Here is a 23242-nt window from a genome sequence, read left to right on the forward strand (position 1 = left end):
GGCTATGAGTCCTGACCCTAGGAAACATGTAAATGTGAAGGTTTTGTGACGCGCTCCTGCATCGCGCCAAACTCGTTCTCAGACCTTGCAGTTCTTCGAGTGGAATAGCCGGCATTCAGACAAACAGTGGAAAATGATTGCCTTGAACCCAAGGCTGGCAGGATTGCGCATGGATGTGGAAGTTTTAACTTGCGTGTGATCGGCTCGTTTGATCTGATTTCTGTATTTAGGAGACATCTCTTGTTTGGGCTATTCCGAATAGTTTGCAGCACTGCTGCGTTTATTTTGCTGACGCTGAGTGCGGCGGCGGATGGCGATGATCCAGCGCTCTTTCATGACGACGGACGTCTGACGGTTAGAGGCCACCTGCAATTTGGCCTCAATACAGTTGCTGAAGACAACCTCTTTTGGGACCTAGCCGCAATTACTGCGCCGGCAAGTGGCTTTGATCCGGACACCGAATGGTTGGAGGGTTATGTCAAACCCGGCCTAAGTTTTGAGCATCGGCTGGATACCGGGCTTGTCGTTTACGGCAAGTTTTCGGCGGTTTCGTCCTACACATGGGGGACGGATGCATTTGGCACAGGCGATACAGGCGCGTCGACCTTGGAAGAGGCATACCTGGCGATAAAAGGCGACCTGGGCTCAGGCATGTCCTTTGACCTTTCATTAGGTCCGCGGGAACTGACGCTTGGAACAGGTATGTTGATCGCCAATGGCGCCACCAGCGGCTTCGAACGTGGCGCACTGAAATTCGGCCCCCGCAAGGCGTGGGAGAGGGCAGCGATCGGTCGACTGGCTTCTGGGAATCTTAGAGCAACGCTTTTCTTCCTCGACCCAAATGAATTGCCGTCGACAGACGGCAACAATGAACTTGCCGGTTTCGATCTGCGCTATGATGACCCTGCAGGTGGGTATCTCGGAGCTACATTCGTGGATGTGCTGAACTCCAACTCCCCCTATCCAATTAATTTGTTGCCGCTGTTTGGTGCACGCGAAGGCACCAAGACGCTGAATTTATACGCCAAAACGAGTCCCCTTAAGGGGGCTTTTGAAGGCTGGACCTTCTCGGGTGACCTGGCGATACAGCGGAACAGCCGCATTGACCTAAAAGCCTGGGCTGGACGCGTTACAGCTGGTTACACTTTTGCGGATTTACCCTGGTCGCCAAATCTGACGGTAAGTTATCAAACGTTTTCGGGAGATGATCCAAATACAACTCAGTATGAGCGTTTCGACCCACTTTACTATCAGGGCAGCCCAAGCGCTTGGGCAACCGGCTCGAAATCAGCCTCCACCTTTATCAACTCAAATGTAAACGCATTATCGCTGGCGCTTCGGGTGCAACCTACGCAGCGTGACACGCTGACCCTGCGGTATGCCCATATCCGGGCCAACGAGTTAAACAGCCCGATCCAGTTTGGTCAGGCCACACGCGTGACAGCAACGGGTGCCATAATCACGGGCGTCACTGATCCGCATCTCGCAGATGATGTGTTCCTCGAATACAGCCGCATCATCAATCGAAATACGTTTTTGACTGCCGGAATTTCCGTTTCTTTCCCTGGCAAAGGAATCGACAACGTCATCGGCGGCAATGCAGACCCATGGACAGGAGGCTTCATCAATGTCGTCGTTAACTTCTAATCTTGCAGCACTGATCACGGTGGTCACAATGGCGATTGGCGTTTCGACCGGCGCATACGCACAAGCGGCGCCGCTCTCGGCGCAAGAGTCAGACCCAAAGGCCATGGGGTGGATGCAGGGCTTTCCTCCGCCACCTGATAAGATGATCACGCAACCCGACAGCGTCTACTTTAGTTTCCCCCGACTGCGTTGGTCCGTCTGCCACCTGCGGGAGTTTCTGCCCACTGAAGAGATCAGTCGAGGCCTCCGCGCGCCGGTGCCGTTGGAGTATCTGCCTCCCGCCGAGTTTGCCGACATGCGCCAGCAGATCGATGCGGTCACCTTCACCCCCCAGAAGAGCGACGAGGAGATGACCTGGGAAGAATCGCTCTACGCAAATTACACCGACGGCATGTTGATCCTGCATAAAGGAAAGGTCGTTTACGAACGGTACTTCGGCTGTCTCGAAGAAGACGGTAAGCACGCGATCATGTCGATGACAAAGTCGTTCACTGGCCTCTTGGCCGAAATCATGGTTGTCGAGGGCGCGCTTGACGACACGGCTTTGGTACGTAACATCATTCCCGAAATCGGCGACAGCGCCTTTGCGACGGCCACCGTGCGTCAAGTCATGGATATGACCACAGGCGTGAAATACTCAGAAGATTATTCCGATCCCAATGCCGATATCTGGCTCTATTCGCGTGCAGCGAGTCCGCTGCCCAAACCCGCAGATTACGACGGGCCGGATGGCTATTGGGAATATCTCCAGCAGGTTGAGCCGGAAGGCAACCATGGCGATGAGTTCCACTACAAGACCATCAACTCTGACATGCTGGGTTGGATCATTAGTCGCGTGACAGGCAAATCGGTGACAGAGCTTGCTTCGGAGCGCCTATGGCGCCAGATGGGAGCCGAACAGGACGCCTACCAAACTGTCGACGGCAAGGGTGTGCCCTTTGCGGGAGGCGGAATCACCGCAGGTCTACGCGACCTTGGACGTCTTGGCATGCTGATGCTGAACGAAGGTGAGATAAACGGTGAGCGCTTGTTCCCAGCTGAAGTAGTTGAAAAGATCCGCGCCGGCGGCGACCGATCCAAGTTTGGAGGCGGCTTCCCAACTTTCGGCCAAGGCAGCTATACCAGCCAGTGGTGGGTCTTTCACAACGATCATGGCGCATTCGCAGCGCGAGGCGTTCACGGCCAAACAATCTATGTAGACCCAGTAGCCGAAATGGTGCTGGTGCGTTTGGCCTCATTCCCTAGAGCTCAGAACGGTTTCATCGATCCAACATCGTTGCCCGCCTATCAGGCTGTTGCAGAATACCTAATGACACGCGACTGACATGAACTTGTTAAAAGCCCTGTTAATCTCGCTGATCGGAGTTCTATTGGCTTCGGTCGCCGTAGCTCAGGAGGATGCTCGAAGCACTCCACCCGAGCTAATTGATCCAGCGATCCCCAGCGAAGAATTAGCCTACGAACTCATACCACTGACCAAGGAGCAGCTCGAACCTTTGGCGCGAGCATGGCAGGGGATCGTTCAACGGGAAACAGAAGTTCTATCGGACAAAAAGATAAATCTGCTGCGGAAGCCGGAAGCTGCTACTGATGCCGCTTATCAGGAAATCGCTCAGATGACCGAGGCGCGGGCCGGAACTCTTGAGCGCTATGTGATGGTGTTGAACGCTTTGGAAAGCAAGGGCGGCGACCCTGATCTGGTTAGTGATCTGCGCACCTATCGCGAATCCGTGTTATTCAATGAAACGATTTTGGCAACGCCTCGGGCTGTTTTTTTTGCATTTCTTAACTGGCTCACGCGGGTGGATGGCGGGCTGGCAATCGCAATGGATATTGGGATTGTTGCCCTATCTTTCTTAGCGCTCCTAATCGTTGCGCGGGCGGTACGCGGGCTGGCTCGGAAATGGATTGGACGTGTGCCCAATATCTCCAATCTGTTGGAGGTGTTCCTAACAGGTGTCGTTTTCTGGTTGGTGATTGTATTCGGTCTTCTGATCGTTCTTGCCAGTCTTGGCGTCAACATCACTCCTCTGTTTGCAATGATAGGCGGTGCCTCCTTCATCCTGGCATTTGCTTTCCAGGATACTCTTGGCAATCTTGCCAGCGGCCTGATGATTATGATCAATCAACCTTTCGACGAAGGCGACTATGTCGAGGTTGGTGGCGTTGGCGGCGCGGTGAAATCCGTGAGTATCGTCGCCACAACTGTCACAACCGGTGACAACCAAGTGATCGTGATTCCGAACAAGAATGTCTGGGGCAACGTCATCACCAACGTCACAGCTAGTGACACGCGGCGCGTCGATCTGGTCTTTGGCATCTCATATGAAGACTCCATCCCCGAAGCGATGGATGTTCTAAGACGTGTTGTCATTAACCATCCGGCCGTGTTGAAAGATCCTCAGCCGAATATTCGTGTCCACCAGTTGGCTGACAGTTCGGTAAACTTCATCTGCCGGCCCTGGTCCAGGACAGAGGATTACTGGACAGTCTACTGGGATCTCACGCATCAGGTGAAAGAAGCCTTCGATGCAGCAGGGGTCTCTATTCCCTATCCGCAACAAGACGTTCACTTCAAAACCAAGGAAGCCTGATCATTCTGCTAGAGATAACTAGACGGATAGCGACTTAATCGAAAGTCTTGCGCGTTTTTGAGCTCATCAAGTATGGCGGCCTTTTCCGCAAAGAGGCCATTTGACTGAAAGCATCGAATGACTGAACTGAGCCCGAAGCGGCCCTTAGACGATCCCCCTTAGGGCCGGAACTTTCTAAATTTCGGCAACTCCCGTCAACCTGAAGACCTCCAGAGGCTCGCGCAGCCCTTTCAGATTCAATTCTCCCCTCGATTCCACATGGAAACCGTCCTCGACCGCAATGCTGGCTCTCGGACTAAGCAAGATTTCACCGTCCTCAGCCTCATCGCAAAGACGTGAAGCAAGATTGATCGCGGTGCCGGAAGCTGTGTAGTCAAAGCGGCCTTCGAAACCGACCATTCCGACCGTCGCATATCCAAGCGATACACCAACTCCAAAGCCAAGCCGATAGCCCATACGTTTCCATTGCTGACACAAGTCCGCCATCCGTTCGCGCATTGCAACGGCCAGCCGGACTGCATCGCCTGCCGGGTCGTCGCAGGGCAGCGGATCGTTAAACAAAACCATAATACCGTCGCCCGAACGGTGATCGACCCCGGCACCGTGGGCGTTAATTAACTTGCCCATCTCTTCGTGATAGGTCTGCAACACCTCAATGGTTTCTTCCGGCTCGGCGGTTTCGCAGAATGCGGTGAAACCACGGATGTCGCAGAAGAGCACGCCGAGAAGGGCGCGATGGCTTTTCAACATTTTCTCTGATCCGGTGGAAACGACCGTATCGGCCACCGCCGCAGGCAGGAACCGCTTAAGCTTGCTCATCCGCTCTATCTCGCCGACCTGTTCCTCGACCCGGTCGCCAAGTTCAGCATTCAGCTTCTCCAATGCCTTGAACTGGCGGACGTTCTCGATGGCGATAACGGCTTGCGCGGCGAAGGTCTGAACAAGTGCGATCTCATCTTTCGAGAATGGCGCAACCGTCAGCCTGTACAAGACGATCACGCCGATACGCTTGTCTTCGGATTTTAGCGGAACGAACAGCGCTGTCCGCATTCCTTCCCGGTCAATCGCATAACCTAGTTGCTCAGTATAATACTTCGTGCCTTTCAGCGCGCTTACGTCTTCGTACATCGTTGGTTTGTCGGCGTTCATACCAAGTACCGAGATGGACCCTGGATTGTTGTGGATTGGGATGGGATTGGCGCGCAGACCGTCGAGAAAAGTGGATTTCGCAAAGTTCTGAGCGGCCACGGCGAGATGCGAGTCATCCTCGCTTCTCAATTGCAGGAATGCGTGCGGTGCGTTGCAGAGCCGAGAAGCGTTTTCGAGTATAGCGTTAAAAACCGGTAGATCGTCATCGCGTGACCGGCTGATCACCTCGAGGATCTCTGCTGACGCGACCTCCCGCTCCAGCCGTTCCTGCACCTCGCGGAACTGTCGCACGTTCTCAATGGCGATGACTGCTTGGGCCGCAAACGTCTCGACCAGCTTGATCTGCTCGGGGAGGAAGGGTCGGATTTCGCGGCGGTAGAGATTGATGGTGCCGATTGCCCGTTCACCGCGGATCAAAGGGATCACCAGATAGGCGCGGACCTTCTCCAGTTCGGCCAACTGCGCGCGGCGTTGGTCGGCAGTATCGGGCAAATCCGAGCTCGATAGGTCATCCACCTGAATGATCTGCCGATTTCTGATCGCTTCGGAGGTCGTTAGGGCAGAACCTTCGATTGGTTCCAACTGTTTATCCCAGACCTGCGCCATTTCGGGCGTGGCACCGCGATGCGCGGGGACCCGGAAATGCGTGCCGTTGTCATTCACAAGACTCATGAAAGCGAGCGGCGCATCGCAGAGCCGGCAGGCGCTCTCAAGGATCATATCGAAGACAGGCTTTTCATCGTCGCGAGATTGGCTGATGACCCCCAGGATTTGCCTTGTCGCCTCTTCCCGCTCCAGTCGCTCCTGCACCTCGCAGAACTGACGCACGTTCTCAATGGCAATTACGGCCTGCTCTGCAAAGGATTCGATCAGCGTGACTTCGTCGTCTGAAAACGAACGCACTTCTTTCCGGATCAAACTGATACACCCAAACGCAATCCCGTTTTCGACAAGCGGCACAATCAACCGGCTACGGATCCCAACCTCGTCAATCATCTTTATATGGACCGGATCGCCGTCCAAATAGTATGGGTCATCCCGAATATCAGCCACATTTATTGTGCGCGCGTCGCGCATGCACCGCCCCATTGGCGAAATGGCCTCCATTTCCGCTTCCATGCCGACCGGGAACTCCGTTTTGTCCGTCGCGGCGACGCTTGCCAGCCGGATGACGTCTCTTGCGGCGCTCGAAAGCCACAATCCAGCACCGGTGGCATCGCACAACTTGACCGCATTCTGCGTTATCGCATCCAATACTGGTTGTTCGTCGCTCCGATTCAGGCCAATAACCCCAAGAATTTCCCGGCTAGCAGCTTCGCGTTCTTTCAGCCTTTCGACTTCGGCGCGCAGGCTGACATTTTCGCCTTCTATTGTTTGACCCTGCATCCGGGGTGCTCCGAAATCTAATTTCGATGTAAGCTTAGACGCTCAGAGGAAGTGTGGCCACCTTCACCAAAGCGGACGTTCACCCAACGGCAGGTTTGTCCGCACAGCGGCCATTCAGCAAAATTCGTCGAACGTCTGCAGTGCGGACAAACCGGTCATTCGCTGCCGGAAGGTATCGGGAGACGGGAAGGGTGTTTGCGGAGTGGACAAACCCATTGTCCAGTGCACTGATTTGCCTGACTGGCTCGAGGTGACAAATGGACTTACTAAGCGAAGTCGAAATAAACGAAGTAAGGCACCACTAGATGTTAGTGAAGTCGAGCTTTTACGAAGTAGGCGTCGACTGAACTCTCCCCCAACGCGCGAAGAGCTTCGAGCCTGTGGAGCCCCTCAATCAGTACAAAACCGTCACCATCTATGCGCACCTGTATTGGAGTGGTTTGTCCATTTTCGATGATGCTTTCCGCGATTTCTTGCACCTTAATCTCTATCAGTGTCTTCCTTCGCTTGAGGGGAACACGGATATCGGCGATCGCAACGGTATGCTTATTCAACATGGGTCAAGCTTGCTCCACTTCCCCCTGATAAGCCAGTTATTTGTGAGGACCGACTAACTATTTGGCACTAAGTTCCAGTGTGATGCGGGCGCTGACAGCGGGAGTGGGCTCTCCTTAGACATCTGAGCGTTTTGGTCAGGTGTCCGCAAAGAAGCGCTCAGTAGCCATTCGAGGCAACAGGACTGCGCGGCGACGTCCGCTTTGGTGCCTGAGCGACCGCTCCTACCAGCATCGGCCATTCACGACTGTTGCTTCCGACGACTGAGATGCGGGACTTGCCGTCAATATTGCTCGAGGCGAGCAATGACCGCTTTCCTGCATTCCATGGAAACGACCCCACGATGTCGCCCTCCCGGTTGAAAGTGGCCAGACGCTGGGTTGCACTGTGAACGGAAGAACTCTCTAGGAGACCACCCGATGCGACTGCTGGCGAACGACCTGATCGACTACGACCGCTATCCGATTTCCGCGGCGGGCCCCGAACGGGATGCGCTTCTGGCCCGGGTGCGCGGGGACCTCGACTTGCGCGGCTGTGCCGTGCTCAAGGGCTTTTTGACCCCCGCCGGGATTGCTGCGGCAGTGTCGGAAGCTGACGGCGTTGCCGACAAGAGCCACCGGAGTTATTCGCGCACGAACACTTATTTCACCGCCGAGGATATCAGCCTGCCCGCCTCCGACCCGCGGAGACGGTTTTTCGAAAGATCGAACGCGTTCATTCCGGCTGACAACTTCCACTCGGACGGCGCGCTGCGAACCATCTTCGACAGCGAGGGGTTCGATGCCTTCATCCGCGACTGCCTGCAACAACCGGAGGACCGTTTTTTCCGCTACGCCGATCCGCTGGCAGACCTGATCGTGAACGCGGCCGGGGAAGGCAACGGATTTCCCTGGCACTTCGATACCAACAACTTCACCGTCACACTGGCCCTGCAAAATGCCGAACGTGGCGGGGCGTTCGAATACGCCCCCATGATACGCAACAGCCAGAACGAGAATTTCGAAGCGGTCTCAACGGTTCTCGACGGGACCTCCGACAAGGTGATCTCGCTCGCGCTCCAACCCGGCGATCTTCAAGTGTTCAAGGGGCGCTACTCCCTGCATCGTGTCGCCCCCCTGAAAGGCCCGACACCGCGATACGTCGCCATTTTTTCCTATGTAGAAGAGCCCGATATGGTGGGCAGTGTGGAGCGCACCCGACAGCTTTATGGAAAAACTCTGCCGATCCACCACGAACGGGCCGGACTGCGGGCCGACACATTGGTCGACTAGGCGTCCGGCTTGGGAAACGGTAAGCCGGTCGATCCGAGACGCTGTCCGCTTCGGGCTCAAAGCAGTCATTCGCAGCAGAGCGGCACCAGAGTTGCGTCCGAATGACCGCTGTGCGGACAATCCGGCCGTTAGCCGCGATGCCGCACTCGCAAGCCATTTGAATGACCACCACGCGGCCTTCATGAACTTCTCAGGTGATCGAGAAGAGGCCCCGCGACTTCTTCAGAATGTGTGAACGGAACATTGTGACCTGCGCCCTCTATCTCGATCACCTTAATGCGTGGCCGTAATGCGACCAAACTCGCACATGCCGCATTCATCGCTTCGATAGTTTCTCCGCCTTTGATTACAAGCGGATCAATGCTGAGTGACCGGATGTCCTCAGTATACGGACGGTATGGGCCATAGTCTCTAAGCCAGCTATTCCATTCATGATAAAGTCGCGCAGCGACGCGACGTATCTTCTCCTGCATCTTCTCCGGTGTGGCAGCCCATGTGCCTGGACGGCGCGCCCATGTATCTATGAACACCTCGATCGCTTCCTCTTGGGCGCCGGCGTCCATGTGTGCAACGTAAGTCGTTGCCAGTTCGACGATCTCGCGCAGCTTTGGATTTTCTTGCTCGCGCAACAATCCCCAGAGGGACGGCTCCAACCAAGCAGCTGATCGCACTATTTCAGGTGTGTCACCGAGAAGCGGGAAGGACAGCATCGTGCCCCCCGAATGCGTGACAAGATGCACAGAGGTATCCAATTCTTCGACAAGCGCTTTGAGGGCGGCGGCATCAATGTCTGGCGTCCACGGACGTTCGACCGTCCAAGGCTCGTTCCTACCATAGCCGGGAAGGTCAGCCGTTACAGCGGTAAACCCCGCGTTGACAACCGACTGTGCCAAGTTGCGCCACTGCGCGCCCGCCGCGAGGGAGCCATGCACGAACAGAACTGCAGGGCCGTGACCCGTTACATCGTAATGCATCTGACCGTGGTCGAAGTTGAGAACAGGCATTGGTCTCCTCCGGAGTTAATGGAGAGGCAGATAAGTAGCACATTTCGAAAGTTACTGCGACTTTGCCACCCAAGGCACGCAATGACTTGAAGTTTTGGCCTGACCGGTCCAGCTGGTTTCATCATAATCGGTGATAGCGGCTGCGGTCTTCGCACACATACTTGGAACAAAACTAGTATGTTATAGTGTTTGGAATTTTCAGGAGAGCGCCATGACCACCGTCGAGCATCTGCCACCTTTTCGATGGGTAATTGTCGGAGCGGCCGCGTTGATATTGGCCATGTCAATGGGCGCAATCGTCAATGGCATGTCCGCCTACGTCGTACCTTTGGAAGAACTCCATGGTTGGGATCGTGCAGATATTTCCTTGATTAACGTATCCGGCATCGTAGGCATGGCATTCGGCGGGCTCATTATGGGCGCTATGGCCGACAAGTTCGGAACCCGTACCGTTGTTCTGATGGGCAGCATTGTGATGGGCCTTGCCTATCTCACTTCCGCAGCAGCGAGCCAGCTTTGGCAGTATTATATGCTTATGTTTATTGCCGGCCTCTTTGGCGGAGCTGCAATCTTTGCGCCGGTCATGTCACTGGTTGGAAAATGGTTCCCCGTAGGCGCTGGTCTTGCGATTGGCATTGCCTCGGCTGGTCAAGCCTTAGGCCAAGGGGGAGTACCGTTCGGATCGGCGCTGCTGATCAAATCATTCGGGGTGTCGGGAGCCTTGGCAATCACAGGCGGCCTGATGCTCGTTGTTCTTATCCCGTTGGCGGCACTGCTCAGGCCGATCGAACTTGGCTATTCCGCGCAAGTGTCTGCGGCGCAGAGCCGTGACTATCCGCCAATCAAACTGGTCGTTCCGATGATGTGCCTCGCGATTTTCTTGTGTTGCACAAGCATGTCAGTGCCCCTCATGCATCTTGTTCCGCATATTCAAGGCTGCGGATACAGTGCCGATGAAGCTGGCTCGGTCATCTTCTTGATGCTGATGGTGGGTATAGTCGGGCGTATCGCCTTCGGGAAGCTCGCGGACATTATCGGGTCTATTCCAGCCTACATGACAGCAACGGCTTGGATGACATTGCTCGTTTACGGCTTCATCCTGATCAACGACCTTTCAAGCTTCTATCTCTATGCTCCGATATATGGATTTGGATATGCCGGCGTGATGACCGGCGTTCTGACCACCACCGCCGCCTACACTCCGCCCGAGCGGCGTGGTTTTGCTCTGGGTGTGATTACCATGTTCGGATGGTTTGGCCACGCCAACGGCGGATACCTGGGCGGATACCTTTATGATATGACCGCTGATTACGCCGTCGCCTATGGGATGGCCGCGTTGGCCGGTGCCCTGAACCTGGTCGTCGTGGCGATCCTGTTCTGGATGATCAAAGGATCTGGAGAAGCAGAGGCAGCAAGCGCCTGAAGTGGTATCACGAGGTAGTGTTTGGCATTACTTGAATAGAGCTCCAACTAACCGCTGAGCGAATGTTGGACATTTATGCAAACCGAAAGGCCGGATATCTGTGCGTCCGCTTCGGGCTCAAAGCAGTCATTGCACGCCAACACCCGCCTGATATCATGTTCAAAACACAAAGGAGATTGATATGCCTCAGATCGATATCCAGGTCCTTGAAGGCGTGTTTGACGCAGACGACAAGGAACGGATCATAAGGTCAGTGATCCGCGCCTTCGGCGACGCAGCTGGTGGGAAAATGTTTGAAAACACGTCCTGTCGCATACACGAAGTTCAAAGTGGGGCGTGGGGGTTCGCTGACCAGGTCTTCACGACAGAAGTCGGACTGAGCATCAAGAACGACAAGACCTAGCCTTTGGGTGTACGGACAGAGGAGCGTCGATCACCACTCAGAGCTCCGGGCGATCGCTGCTGAGATTGGCTGAGTGATCGCGTTGCGGACAAAGACGCAATGCTCGCAGGAACTGAAGTTAGCGCAAGTCTTCGGGAACGGGATTATCTTCCCCTGCCGGTTCCCATGCGTGCGCTGCGATCGACCATCGGCCTTCCGACTTCACCAGAAGATAGCCACTGATGTCATGGTTCACTTCGGTCCCGTTTTCAGTCAGCTCAGACATGGCTAGCACCACGGCAATGTTCCCAAAGCGCATGATCTTCATGCCACGCGTATGTTCCTCGAAGCTGTGCAGGTTCTTTCGCGCGACATTCTCCATTCTGTCGATGAAGGCTTCGAGCGGTCGGACCTGCACTGGTCGGGCCGCACCGCATAGGATCGCCTCGGGCAAAAAGTCCTCCCGAAACTTGTCCCACTCGGGCACACTGTCCTCTCCCCAAGTCATCGGCTCGAAATGATTGCCGATCAGGGCCCGAATTTCCTCTTCATCAGTCATCGTTGTCCCTCCCAAGTCTTGAATGCAATTCCCATTCCCATGGGCTGTGATCTTTGCCCATCATCCTTCGCGTGCTTCTCTTCCCGGAAGTGTAGCATTGCCTAGCCGGTCATCCAAATTGCGACAGAGAACGTATAGACCCGCAATAAAGCACCAACCGAAGCGCTCCAATTGGAGCAGCGTTCAAAACCGGGAAGGGTAGAACTGCATCAGGTATTGAACGTCTAGATCACTTTGAAATGCATCCGGGTGGCCTTGCATCATTTCAAGAATGAGCTCTCGGCGTTGCAGTGCCGCTTCATGGGCATGCTCGGGCTCCCGTGAAGCAAAAGGACCACGTTCAAACAGCTTGGGCAAATATCTGAAGGGGTTCCAGGTACCTGGTTGGTGGTCGGTGAGCGCGGTCATTGTTGGAACTCCTAGTTTATGAGATCTCCCTTTAGATTACTGGCCAGCACCAACCACTGGTATCGCAGTTGAAGCTGTGCTGTTCTACATAAATGCAGAGCGAAGCCTGGAACTGGTCGGATATACGCGTCTTCCTGATGGTTGTCAGGGAAGGATCGACGCTGGCCGCGTCTCGCAAACTCGGCTTGGCCCAACCCACCGTGGCCAGACGTATCGATGCATTGGAACATGCCACCGGCTTGGTACTTTTCGAGCGCGACACCCGAGGTTTCAAACTCACGAAAAACGGACACGATCTCATCAAGAGTGCCGAGACAGTCGAAGCTGCAGCAAATTCATTCGCCAGGCATGCAGTTGAATTGTCGGAGGCAAAACCTATCCGCATCACAGCATATGCGGCCAATTTTTCGCCGCGAATGGTCGATATTGTAAATGAGTTTTCCACAACAAACCCAGGAATCGCGTTTGAGTTCTTGCCGTCGGTCAGAGCACTCGACCTGATCGCGGGCGAAGCAGACATAGCTCTGAGATTGGTTCGAAGTGCACCTGACCCAAATCTGATTTCAAGGAAAATTAGTGATGCGAAGTGGTCTCTGTTTGGCGGAAAAACCTATGAGGAGCAGTTTGGATTGCCCATCTCATCAAAAGACTTGGAAGGCCACAGGTTCGTGACGTTCCAAAGAGGGGACGTTCCGAACGTATTTCATGATTGGTTGCTGGAGCGCATTGAGCCCGAACAGATTGTGGCGACCTACAGCGAATTGGATCTCATGCATGCGGCGATCAGAGCAGGTCATGGGTTGGGAATAAGCAACGTGAAGTTGCTTGAGCCGGACGAAACCCTCATCCGGTGCTTTGACGAGATCGAAGAACTCTCGGCTCCACATTTGTTGTTGGTTTCACCTGATGCATATCGACGTCCTGAAGTGAGAGCCTTTGTAAAATACTTCGCCCCACGTTATGCGGCGATTTACAAAGAATGACACACGTGAGGCGGAATGATGATGCCTCAGGATTAGTTTTGACGTCTCATCCGTGATAAGCTTGGCAACGTCCGTTGTGGGCTCAGAGCTGCCCTTAGCTGCAGCTTGCACCAATGACCGCTGCGCGGACAGAGCCGACTCCAAAGTCTACTGCCACGAGTACCCTTTTCGGCACAATCATACTAGCGCGCGGGCAAGGAAACTGATGCGTAGGAAATGTCAGAGCCATTTGCGCTTCGTGGACGACGCCACAGTGAGGCACACAAGGTTTGACAAAGGCCGCGGAGCCGTCATGCTTGACCAACAAACACCCTAAGACACTGAAAGCATGTCATACCTCCGATTTTCCACATTCTCGAGACTGATTGCATACTTGTCGCTTGTGCTTGTTTGCTTGTCATCTCAAGCGACCGCCGAAACCAACCTTCTGAAGAGCCAGAACATTAAGCAGATTCTGATTGGCCAAACGCCAGGATTTCGTTTCGGGGGGCGAAATGTCCCGAAGCAAAAGGCCCTTCGTATGGTTATGCACGAAGGTCGCCTGGCCGCCGAGATAACTATGTCAGTGTCGATGAAAGGTCATAAGGACGACTGGTACAGTAGAGGCCAAGAAGGCTACGCGCAGAGGTTTGAGTTTGGACAACACTCAAAGTCAGGGCAGCGTATTGGGCGGGAAACCTGGACGCACATGCTGTTGTGGCTGCCAAACGGAACCGTTTCCCGCGAGCATACTTGGCTTTTTGATTTCAAGGACAACAGGCGCGGACAAACATTCGGACAACTGGTCGGATTTGGTCTCAGCGATGACGGGGGCGGCACTGCTCTCAAGCTGATTCACCGTTTTGAAGACTACGATTGCATCGTTGGTTCCGAGCGAAACGGTACCAGCAACTCGTACTGCGATTGGACTGATACGAACATTTTGCTCGGTCCGGTACGTCGATTCACCGGCCGATGGGTCCAGGTGGTCGTTCGGGCTGTTTGGGATGACGGTCAGAGGGGGGCTTTCGACTTTTGGATAGATGGGAAAAAGGTAGTGGGGTATCGCGGCGATACGTCGAAGAAAGCCAGCAACATTCCGTTCAAATTTGGCGTCTATCGGATCAAACTCAATCGATACCGCAACCCAAAGGACGTACGGGCCTATTTCTCTGCTGTCGGCACTGCTCCAACATGCAAAAAACTCGGCCTTAGTAACTGCGAAGTTTACGAGTCGACGATGGGAAAGCTGGGCTACTTCAACGCGCAACGAGTTTTCAGGCACCGTTCAAACGAGAAAAGCGACTTCGTCGCTCGTGGTGGTAGGGTGCTCAAGCAATAGGACTATCCGTCGCGAGTTGCGAGCAAGAGGCAAAACTTATCAATGAAACAATCGTAGGGATTAGGGCGCTGGAAAGACGGCTTGCTGCAATTCTTGCCGCCGACATGGTTGGCTTCAGCCGCCTCATCGAACTTGATGAGGTTGGCACTCTCGGTCGCCAGAAACAACTTCGCCTCGATGTCATTGATCCCACGATTGGCCGTCACAACGGCAAGATAATCAAGTCAACTGGTGATGGGCTAATCGTCGAGTTTGGTTCGGTCGTTCAAGCCGTACAGTGCGCTGTCGAAGTTCAGCAGGAGCTTGTCGAACGTGAAAGCGAACGATCACAGGACGAACGTATTCAATACAGAATTGCGATCCATTTGGGTGATGTCGTCTCAGATGATGATGACTTGTATGGTGACGGAGTAAACATCGCAGCCCGCCTTGAAGCCTTGGCGGAGCCAGGCGGAATCGTGGTATCTGGCACTGCATATGACATGCTGAAGACACAAGTCGATGTGGGCTATCGCTCACTGGGAGAAAAGCATTTAAAAAATATGGCGAAGCCAGTTCGCGTTTATAAAGTGACCAGTGCTGACTACGGGCCGCCAAAGCTATCAAAATCAAGACGACAACTAGCCATCCTGACCACGGTGCTCTTTGCGGCGGGTATTGTTGGGGCTGCGTGGTGGTGGAACCTACAAGATCGGGCTCCAGATCACTTCGGGCCGCCACCAATGCACAAACTTATTGATATTGATAGCAGCGAACTGACTTCTGATTTTGATGGCATTTATACCGGCGCACTCCATTGCTCCAGAGCTGGCGATGGACCTCTTGCTGATTTCGAGACGCAGGAAGGAAGGCCAATGCTCGTGCATGTGAGAAATGGCGCTGCCACGTATCGCCTAGGTCGTTCTGAACCCATCGAAGCATATGATGGTGGCGAGCCGTTCTACGAGATCATGGAATTTGCGATTACTGAGGCAGGCATCGTAAGGGTCCTAGGCCAGTTTCAATGGACCGAAACCCAAATCATCGGTGAAGTCGTACCATTTCAGCTGATCGCCTTCAGAGGAAGTGTTGACGATCAGCGGATATTCGTACGAGGTACCCGCGGCCCTAGAAGGTGCAGTCTCGAACTTTCTCGTTTTTGAGCTCCGAGAGCATTTGCGCGGTTCAGTTGCTACCAATGATTTTGGTCGGTTGTAGAACGCCCGCTTCGGGCTCGATCCGGACATCTGATCGGTTCTTTCGGATGTCCGCCTTGTCGCTTGAAGCAGCCGATCGATGTCGAGGCATTTGTTGAGTTACTGCCCGGTTTTTCTGTTTTGGAGCGCCCGTCATTCCAAGCAAAACTGCAAGGTTTCACGAGCATCAAAGCGCACGAATCCACGGCCGAACCCGTGGTTGCGCCAACCAGATTAAGAACTGCGACAGGCTATCGACCTGATCGTCGTGCTTTCCGTTTGGGAAGAGCGTGACCTCTCGCTGGAACTCCGCAATCCATGGCGCGTCTGCGGGAACCGCGATTTGCCCCCCTTCAATGAGATGCGACACAGACAAAAGCCGCGTTGCTTTGTCGTCCTTTGGAATGATCCCGCGGACGCTGATGGCGCCGTCCTGCTTCAGGTCCTGTATCAGCTGCACCCCGGACCCCGCCTCTTCGATCAGGATCAGCTGAGCGTTCCATCGGCTCTGAAGCACCTGAATGCGCCGCCTTAATTCAGGGAACTCAAGCCGCGCACGATGCACATCCAGCAGCCAGGCGGAGTTTCTGCGAACACGCCAGGTGGTACAGACAGACCAGTCGTTCGTCTCGTCCGCCTTGGAAGCCGTATCCCAACTCTGCACGATGCGATCCCCGGAAGCAGGCTCAGGCGCCTTGGTGTAGGTTTTGAACCACGCCCACTTGACCAGACCACCTCCGAGCGGCGCCGGTCGTTGCTGGTACTGGGCTGCAAACAGATAAGATCCGAGCTCTGCTTTCCGTTCCTCAAGAACCCCTGGGGACAGACGATCGGGATGCAAATAGTGGCCCGGATCGCGGATGACCTCGCCACGCCAACCCAGATCGATCACCTGTCTCTCTTCCGCGATTGCCGGAAGATCCAGATGGACCCACCCTCCTTGCTCAAGAAGCATGCCGGCGAGGTCGCCTTCATGCACACGCTGTTGAATCAGGACGATGGCGGAGGTCGCAGGATCATTCTGGCGGCTGACAAGCGTTGACTTGAACCAGTCCAACACGGCCGTCCGTTTGACGTCAGACGTGGCATCCTCCGGTTTGTGAGGATCATCTATGAGAATGATGTCGCCCCCTCGCCCGGTCAGTGTGCCTCCAATCGTCGTTGAGAACCGACCACCACCCCGTGTCGTCGCAAAGTCTGCACGTCTGGTCTGCCCTTTTGCCAATCGGGTTGCTGGGAAGGCCGCCTGGTACCAGGGCGACGAGAGGATCCGCAAGCAATCGATAGCAAGCTTTTCAGACAGCGTGTCCGAGTAAGACACCGCCACGATCTGGCGCATGGGATCATGACCCAGCAGCCAGGCAGGGAACGCGATCGAGGCCGCGATGGATTTCAAAGACCGCGGCGGCAGCGTGATAATCAGTCGTCGAATATCTCCCCGTGCGATGCGCTCTAATTGATGAGCAATCGCGTCGATATGCCAGCCGTGATGATACCTCGCACCTGGATCAACCGTTGCAAAAGCGCGCTGGATGAAGCTGGACAGGTCTTTGCGAAGGATAGTTCGGAACACGTCCGCCGGATTGAGATCATTCGTCATCGGCGTCTCCCTTCGGCTGAGGCGGCTGCCGTCCTGCAAGGATGTCCTGTTTGAAGCGCTCGAAGATGTCAGTGTCAGTCGCGCTCATGGACCGTTCCTGACGCTGGGCTTCCAGCTCAGCGGCCATATCCGTCGCCAAAGCCAACACCTTTTCTATGGCGCGCATGTCACCCTTGAGGCTCTTTTCAACCAGACGCATCAGGGTCGCTTGCAGAGCGCTGACGCGTTTGCGCTTGCCGCCTTCGGTAATGGTGACCTGTTTGCCCAACATCTCTCTGGTTTGTGTTCGAACGTCGAGGCTGCCCTTGGGCCGACCTTTGGGATTGCCCGACTGGCCTTTCTTGAACTGACTCGACTTTGGAGGCTTGCCGTATCCAACGACATCTTCTGGTTTCTTGTCATCCGTCATGATCTCCGCCCTGCAATCCGATATCCCCTTCCAAACCTGAGAGCTGAGCGCCATCTGCAGCGCGTATAGGATCTTCGCCGGTTTCCTCCCGCCAACGCCGCAACATCGTGTCTACATAGGCGGGATCGATCTCCAAGAGCCGCGCAGATCGACCAGATCGTTCCGCGGCGATCAATGTCGCCCCGGCGCCGGCAAAGGGATCGAGCACGACATCGCCGCGCGATGTCACATCCAGAAGCGCATCCTTGATCATGGCGACTGGCTTGGCCGTCGGATGGGCGCGCAGCTCATCCATCCGACCGTCGCGGAAGCTGTTCACGCCCGCGTAACACCAGACATTGGTTCGGTTGCGCCCAAATTTTCCAAGTCGAATGTTGTTGCGATGGCGCCCCCTGCCCTTCCGCCAGACGAAGACCAACTCGTGCTGAGATCGATAGAGCGATCCCATTCCACCATTGGTCTTTGCCCAGACACAGAGATTCAGCTGCGCATCAAATGCTTTAGTCCCTGCCGCGATCATCTCTCCCATGTGCCGCCAGTCCATGCAGGTGAACCAAACAGCCCCGTCGCGGCTGTAACCGGCAGCGAGAGAGAGAGTTTCCGACAGAAAGTCCGCAAACTCGCAGGACGTCATCTCACCCGATGCCTGCGCAAACTCGCGGTGGCGAACCTCGCCCTTGCCGGAGACGTGACCAGCGATGGGAACGTTGTAAGGCGGGTCGGTAAAACCACAATCAGCGCGATCATCCCCCATCAGGAAAGCCACGTCCCTTGCAGATCGGGCGTCGCCACATACCACCGAGTGCGGTCCAAGGTGCCAGAGATCGCCGCGCTTCGTGATGACAGGAGCCGCCAGGTCCGGTTCAGGCGCCAGTTCCGGTTCGGTATCGGACATCGGCGTGTCATCCAACAGAAGGTCGATCTCGCCAACTTCGAAGCCTGTAACCTCCAAGTCGAACCCAGTCGTCATTGCCGACAGATCCGCCATTTCGGCAGCGAGCAAGTCCAGGTTCCAGCCCGTATTGAGAGCGATCTTGTTATCCGCCAACATCAGCGCGCGTTTCTCCGGACTTGAGAGATGTGCCAGCACAATCGCAGGAACGCGCTCCAGGCCCAGGAGCTTCGCTGCGTCCAGGCGGCCGTGTCCTGCGATCAAGACACCGTCTTCATCAACCAAAAGAGGATTGGTGAAGCCGAAGGTTTTGATGCTATCGCAGATTTGATGGATCTGTCGGCGGCTGTGTGTGCGCGCGTTACGCGGGTTCACGGTTATCTCCGCCACAGGGCAATAGATGATTTGAAGGTCTTGCATATACCGGTCTCCGATTCGAATAACTGGCAATTCCAGATCACGTATCGAAAAGCAGTGATAATGGACCGGTTGTTCTCAGGCCTGCGGTTCGCCCTGATCCTTCAAGGACTGAATGGCATTTCGGTAAGGCTTGGTCATGTCTGCTGGCTTCGCCCGCGCCTCAGCCTCCAGGAGCAATCGATATAACTCGCCTGCCAACACGCGGCAGACCTCAAGGCCGAAACCAGTTTCGGTCTCTGAGTAGTCATTCCAGGTCCGACCGGGATTGTGCCCGGTAACCGCGCGATACGCATGCACGAAGACCAACGCGAGATGGTTGAGCGCAGGCTCCGACGGCCCGGTCCTGATCCCGGCATCGATCGAGTATTCAACATCCTCAAGCACTTCTGCCATAAGGTCAGCGGCCCGCTCCGGCGAAGTTCGCAAAGGGTCCGTGATCCCAAAAGACAGCTTTTCTTCCAACGCCGATGTCACCAGCCGATCCAAAACTTCGATCTGTTCGATATCCCGCAAGAAATCAGGCCACCGGATACGTCGCTTGCCATGTTCGGCTTCCGACAAAACAGAACGAAGGCCGCGAATGTAATCCCGAAGAATGACGCCGAGTTTCTTGGGTGGCCGTTTTTTTCGACCTGTGACCGAGGCCTGTACTTCGATCTCTTTCTGGAGGCGGTCGTGCACCTGCGCCATTTCAACAGCACTGGAAAACCCGCGCCGCAAAATGGGCATCAGGTCATTCACCTCTGCCCGTGTCATTTTATCTGCAAGACGTTCTTCAATCTCTCGGGCAGTTTGGTCCGAGATGGTAGGGCGATCATTCACCCAGCCGGAATCCGGGATACCCAACTGGATCAGGACTCGCTCAGGCAGTGGAGGTGGGTTTTCTCGCGGCTTTTCCATTTTGCAATACTACGCGCGTTGGACTTCCCTGTAAGCCACTTGAAATTCCCTGATCCAAGGAAAAAATTCCCTGTTAATGCGCTCAGGGAAATTCGGTGTAACGCACTGACGCAACTGTCTAAATTCACGCCATAACCGCCCGATTGGGTCGAAAAGTACCAAAATTCCCTGTTCTATCCCTGTTTAACAGGGAAATTGAGACCAGAGAACAGTTCGCTTATGACTGGAACCACCACCATCTTTTCCGACAGCTTCGCTGTAAATTCGATCCGGGGGATCGAATTTAGGAAAAGATGCCAAGCAGCTATACTGCGCGGCAGGCACGATCAGCCAATCAAGCAAAACGAAGGCACTCTGCGCTCGAGCGCACCATTGCCCTTTCGCAAATGAAAAGGGGCAGGACCGCGCCCTGCCCCTCTCGTGTCGAAACGATTTACTTCGCCGCCGCCGCCAGTGCCCGGTCCAGATCGGCGATCAGGTCATCGGCATCCTCGATCCCGATCGACACCCGCACAACCTCGGGCGCAGCGCCTGCCGCGCGTTGCTGTTCCGGCGTCAGCTGCCGGTGCGTGGTCGAGGCCGAATGTATGATCAGCGACCGCGTGTCGCCCAGGTTGGCCACATGGCTGAAGATCTCCAGCGCATTGACCAGCTTCACACAAGCGTCATAGCCGCCCTTGACCGCAAAGGTGAAAAGGCCCCCTGCCCCGCGCGGGCAGATCGTCTTGACCCGGTCGTAATAGGGCGAACTTTCCAGCCCCGCATAGGTGACGTACTCCACCCGGTCGTCGGCCTCCAGCCATTTGGCGACCTTCACGGCGTTCTCCACATGCCGCTCCATCCGCAGGGACAGGGTTTCGATCCCCATCAGCGTGTAATGCGCAGCTTGCGGGTTCATCGTCATGCCCAGATCGCGCAGACCGATGGCGATGCCGTGGAAGGTGAAGGCCAAGGGCCCGAAAGTCTCGTGGAACTTCAGCCCGTGATAGGCGGGCTCAGGCTGGGACAAGGACGGGAACTTGTCGCTGGCCGACCAGTCGAACTTGCCCGAATCCACGATGCAGCCGCCGGTGACCGTGCCATTGCCGGTCAGGTATTTCGTGGTCGAATGCACCACCAACGTGGCCCCGTGTTCGATGGGCCGGCACAGGTACGGCGTGGCCGACGTATTGTCGACGATCAGCGGAATGCCTGCTGCATCGGCCACCGCCGCAATCGCCGGCAAGTCGGTGATGTACCCGCCGGGGTTGGCGATGGATTCGCAGAACACCGCCCGCGTGTCGTCGTCAATCGCCGCTTTCACCGCGTCCAGATCGTCGAAATCCACGAAAGTGGCCGACCAGCCAAAGCGTTTGATCGTTTGGCTGAACTGGGTCACCGTGCCGCCATAAAGCCGGGTCGAGGCGACAATGTTCTTGCCCGGACTCATCAGCGGGAACAGCGCCATGATCTGCGCCGCGTGGCCCGACGAACAGCAGACAGCGCCCACACCGCCCTCCAGCGTGGCGATGCGTTCCTGCAAAACCGCGACCGTCGGGTTTGTCAGGCGGGAATAGATGTATCCCACCTCCTGCAGGTTGAACAAAGCCGCCGCATGTTCGGCATCGCGAAACACATAGGCCGTGGTCTGATAGATCGGCGTCTGCCGTGCGCCGGTTGCCGGATCGGGGCGCGCGCCCGCGTGGATCTGCAGCGTGTCAAAGCCGTAAGAGGGGCCGTCGGTCATGGGGGTCGTCCTTCCATAGGAATTTTGCCCATATCGTTAGGCCATTGCCCTGCCCTGCACAACCGCTCTCAGCTGCGCCACGGCCAGCCAATTCCGCAAGCCCTGCTGCTTCTTTCTGGCCTCAAATACCCAATCGGCCACCAGCCAGAAGCGCCACGCGTCAGGCAAAAGCACCACCGCAGAGGATCTGAACAATTTTAGCGATTGTTTCGCGCGCGAAACATTTTGGCCCAAAGCCGCCCTAGCGCATCCAGAACCCGGCCTTCTTGATCCGGTTGCGGATCGCCTGTTCGCGGCGCGGAAGGTAATCGCGGTCAAACAACGCCCGCACCTTCTGGCCCCGGTTCTGATAGACCATCCGTTTGATCGGTTCGTATTGCTTGAGCACCTTCTTGATCCGGTTGGGCGCGGCCACCTCTTCCAGAACCTCCACCACCCGGTCGCTTTCGCGCGCATAAAGCAGCGGGAACAGGCGGTAATGGCAGCTGACCTCCCCATCCAGATACCCTTCGGGCAGCGCATCGCGCCCGCCACCGAAGGAATGGATGACCAGCGGCAGCGCCACCTGATCCAGCCAGGGGTCCAGCGGCTGGCAGACCAGCTCGGGCGGCGGATCGGTCTTGATCTTCAGCGCATAGTCCAGGAACCGCGTCCCGAATTCGCGCGGACAGCGGAAAAAGAAAAAGCCCGCGTTGAAGTAAAGGTATCGCTGCCAGTATTCATCCGGCTGGCTCAGATCCAGCGAGCTTTCGAAATCCAGCCCGAACGCATCGTAAAGCGCCTTCCAGGTTTGCGTGTATCCCGGCCCGTAAAGCTCGATCACGGGCCAGGTGCCTTCCCGGCGCAGCGACGCGGCAGGCCGGTCGAAATCGAAGGGCACCGTGGCCAGTTCGCCGGCGATCAACGTGTCGGTGTCGAAGAACACGAAAGGCTCCCCCTTGGGCAGAAGCTGCAGCGCCTCGATCTTGTTGCCATACGGGTACTTCTCGCCGAAATGGCGGTTTTCAAAGGGGATGATCTCGGCCCCCAGATCCTGCAGCGCGGCCACCAGCTCGGGATAGCGCAGCGACGGATCGCGCGACCACAGCGCGCCGGGCTGAGGCGTGGCGACGATCAGCCGGCCAGTGAAACCGGGGCTGCACTGGCGCAGAGAGGCCGCGAACAACAAAGCCTCATAGCCCAGCCGCCCGGCCTGACCGACGATCAGAATGTTGAATGTGGCTGTGCCTGCCTGTGCCATGGCTGCCCGGACTGCTCTTTTCCCGCCAGCCTATACCAGCAGGGCGCGGGGTCAAAACCCTGAAAATGCAGACGCGGCGCGATCTAGTCCGCGATCTGGTACACCATCGAGACAGACGCGCTCAGCCCCACTTCACCCGCGGCGATGGGAATGGAGGCATCCCGCGCAGCCATCTCCATCATCATCGGCTGGGGGGGG

At 55.9% G+C, this 23242-nt stretch carries 20 protein-coding genes; 9 read left to right on the forward strand and 11 right to left on the reverse strand.

Annotation, left to right across the window (positions count from 1 at the left end):
- Nucleotides 1–195: 195 nt before the first annotated feature.
- The 3 genes from TR61_RS16680 to TR61_RS16690 are packed head-to-tail and all read left to right on the forward strand — an operon-like array spanning nucleotide 196 to nucleotide 4241.
- Complete coding sequence (locus TR61_RS16680) at nucleotides 196–1647, forward strand: alginate export family protein (RefSeq protein WP_245626914.1); 1452 nt, start codon at nucleotides 196–198, stop codon at nucleotides 1645–1647.
- Nucleotides 1628–2971, forward strand: coding sequence for a serine hydrolase domain-containing protein (locus TR61_RS16685; RefSeq protein WP_050931663.1), 1344 nt, complete (start codon nucleotides 1628–1630; stop codon nucleotides 2969–2971). The genes TR61_RS16680 and TR61_RS16685 overlap by 20 nt, the downstream gene beginning before the upstream one ends.
- A 1-nt stretch (nucleotide 2972) precedes the next feature.
- The gene (locus TR61_RS16690) at nucleotides 2973–4241 is read left to right on the forward strand and encodes a mechanosensitive ion channel family protein (protein WP_050931664.1); all 1269 of its coding nucleotides are present in this window, start codon (nucleotides 2973–2975) and stop codon (nucleotides 4239–4241) included.
- 174 nt (nucleotides 4242–4415) lie between these two features.
- Here TR61_RS16690 and TR61_RS16695 read toward each other — a convergent pair whose 3' ends face one another.
- Both TR61_RS16695 and TR61_RS16700 read right to left on the reverse strand, forming a co-directional pair.
- Nucleotides 4416–6776, reverse strand: a complete 2361-nt coding sequence (locus TR61_RS16695) for a GAF domain-containing protein (RefSeq protein ID WP_050931665.1) — start codon at nucleotides 6774–6776, stop codon at nucleotides 4416–4418.
- A gap of 308 nt (nucleotides 6777–7084) precedes the next feature.
- Nucleotides 7085–7333: a ParB N-terminal domain-containing protein gene (locus TR61_RS16700; protein WP_050931666.1), complete on the reverse strand. Its 249-nt coding sequence runs from the start codon at nucleotides 7331–7333 to the stop codon at nucleotides 7085–7087.
- A gap of 417 nt (nucleotides 7334–7750) precedes the next feature.
- Here TR61_RS16700 and TR61_RS16705 point away from each other — a divergent pair, with 417 nt between their 5' ends.
- Complete coding sequence (locus TR61_RS16705) at nucleotides 7751–8602, forward strand: HalD/BesD family halogenase (RefSeq protein ID WP_050931667.1); 852 nt, start codon at nucleotides 7751–7753, stop codon at nucleotides 8600–8602.
- Nucleotides 8603–8781: 179 nt separating this feature from the next.
- Here the strand turns inward: TR61_RS16705 and TR61_RS16710 are convergent, their stop codons facing one another.
- A complete protein-coding gene (locus TR61_RS16710; protein ID WP_050931668.1) occupies nucleotides 8782–9606 on the reverse strand; it encodes an alpha/beta fold hydrolase in 825 nt (274 codons plus the stop codon).
- A 130-nt stretch (nucleotides 9607–9736) separates the two neighbouring features.
- Between TR61_RS16710 and TR61_RS16715 the strand changes: the two genes are divergently transcribed.
- Entirely contained in the window at nucleotides 9737–11029 is a 1293-nt protein-coding gene (locus TR61_RS16715) for an MFS transporter (protein ID WP_281178077.1), read from the forward strand.
- Nucleotides 11030–11210: 181 nt separating this feature from the next.
- The gene (locus TR61_RS16720) at nucleotides 11211–11432 is read left to right on the forward strand and encodes a tautomerase family protein (protein ID WP_050931670.1); all 222 of its coding nucleotides are present in this window, start codon (nucleotides 11211–11213) and stop codon (nucleotides 11430–11432) included.
- Between the two features lie 118 nt (nucleotides 11433–11550).
- On the opposite strand, the gene TR61_RS16725 is transcribed toward TR61_RS16720, so the two are convergent.
- A complete protein-coding gene (locus TR61_RS16725; protein WP_050931671.1) occupies nucleotides 11551–11970 on the reverse strand; it encodes a nuclear transport factor 2 family protein in 420 nt (139 codons plus the stop codon).
- A gap of 183 nt (nucleotides 11971–12153) precedes the next feature.
- On the reverse strand, nucleotides 12154–12378 hold the full coding sequence (locus TR61_RS16730) for a hypothetical protein (RefSeq protein WP_050931672.1): 225 nt from the start codon (nucleotides 12376–12378) through the stop codon (nucleotides 12154–12156).
- A 92-nt stretch (nucleotides 12379–12470) separates the two neighbouring features.
- Between TR61_RS16730 and TR61_RS16735 the strand changes: the two genes are divergently transcribed.
- The 3 genes from TR61_RS16735 (at nucleotide 12471) to TR61_RS16745 (ending at nucleotide 15824) form a co-directional block, all read left to right on the forward strand.
- Nucleotides 12471–13361, forward strand: coding sequence for a LysR family transcriptional regulator (locus tag TR61_RS16735; protein ID WP_050931673.1), 891 nt, complete (start codon nucleotides 12471–12473; stop codon nucleotides 13359–13361).
- Between the two features lie 394 nt (nucleotides 13362–13755).
- On the forward strand, nucleotides 13756–14682 hold the full coding sequence (locus tag TR61_RS16740; protein WP_216595420.1) for a heparin lyase I family protein: 927 nt from the start codon (nucleotides 13756–13758) through the stop codon (nucleotides 14680–14682).
- An 89-nt stretch (nucleotides 14683–14771) separates the two neighbouring features.
- Entirely contained in the window at nucleotides 14772–15824 is a 1053-nt protein-coding gene (locus tag TR61_RS16745) for an adenylate/guanylate cyclase domain-containing protein (RefSeq protein ID WP_281178078.1), read from the forward strand.
- 220 nt (nucleotides 15825–16044) lie between these two features.
- Here TR61_RS16745 and terL read toward each other — a convergent pair whose 3' ends face one another.
- From terL to TR61_RS16780, 6 genes are all read right to left on the reverse strand, one after another.
- On the reverse strand, nucleotides 16045–17457 hold the full coding sequence (gene terL, locus TR61_RS16750; protein WP_050931676.1) for a phage terminase large subunit: 1413 nt from the start codon (nucleotides 17455–17457) through the stop codon (nucleotides 16045–16047).
- The gene (locus TR61_RS16755) at nucleotides 17447–17866 is read right to left on the reverse strand and encodes a DUF5681 domain-containing protein (RefSeq protein WP_050931677.1); all 420 of its coding nucleotides are present in this window, start codon (nucleotides 17864–17866) and stop codon (nucleotides 17447–17449) included. Before TR61_RS16755 ends, terL begins: the two co-directional genes overlap by 11 nt.
- Entirely contained in the window at nucleotides 17856–19178 is a 1323-nt protein-coding gene (locus tag TR61_RS16760) for a site-specific DNA-methyltransferase (protein ID WP_050931678.1), read from the reverse strand. The genes TR61_RS16755 and TR61_RS16760 overlap by 11 nt, the downstream gene beginning before the upstream one ends.
- A 75-nt stretch (nucleotides 19179–19253) precedes the next feature.
- Nucleotides 19254–20078, reverse strand: a complete 825-nt coding sequence (locus TR61_RS16765; RefSeq protein WP_157440954.1) for a hypothetical protein — start codon at nucleotides 20076–20078, stop codon at nucleotides 19254–19256.
- 433 nt (nucleotides 20079–20511) lie between these two features.
- On the reverse strand, nucleotides 20512–21804 hold the full coding sequence (locus TR61_RS16770; protein ID WP_050931680.1) for an O-acetylhomoserine aminocarboxypropyltransferase/cysteine synthase family protein: 1293 nt from the start codon (nucleotides 21802–21804) through the stop codon (nucleotides 20512–20514).
- 241 nt (nucleotides 21805–22045) lie between these two features.
- Nucleotides 22046–23044, reverse strand: a complete 999-nt coding sequence (locus tag TR61_RS16780; protein ID WP_050931682.1) for a hypothetical protein — start codon at nucleotides 23042–23044, stop codon at nucleotides 22046–22048.
- Between the last annotated feature and the right edge of the window lie 198 nt (nucleotides 23045–23242).

It is taken from the genome of Aestuariivita boseongensis (assembly GCF_001262635.1).
Classification (GTDB): Bacteria; Pseudomonadota; Alphaproteobacteria; order Rhodobacterales; family Rhodobacteraceae; genus Aestuariivita; species Aestuariivita boseongensis.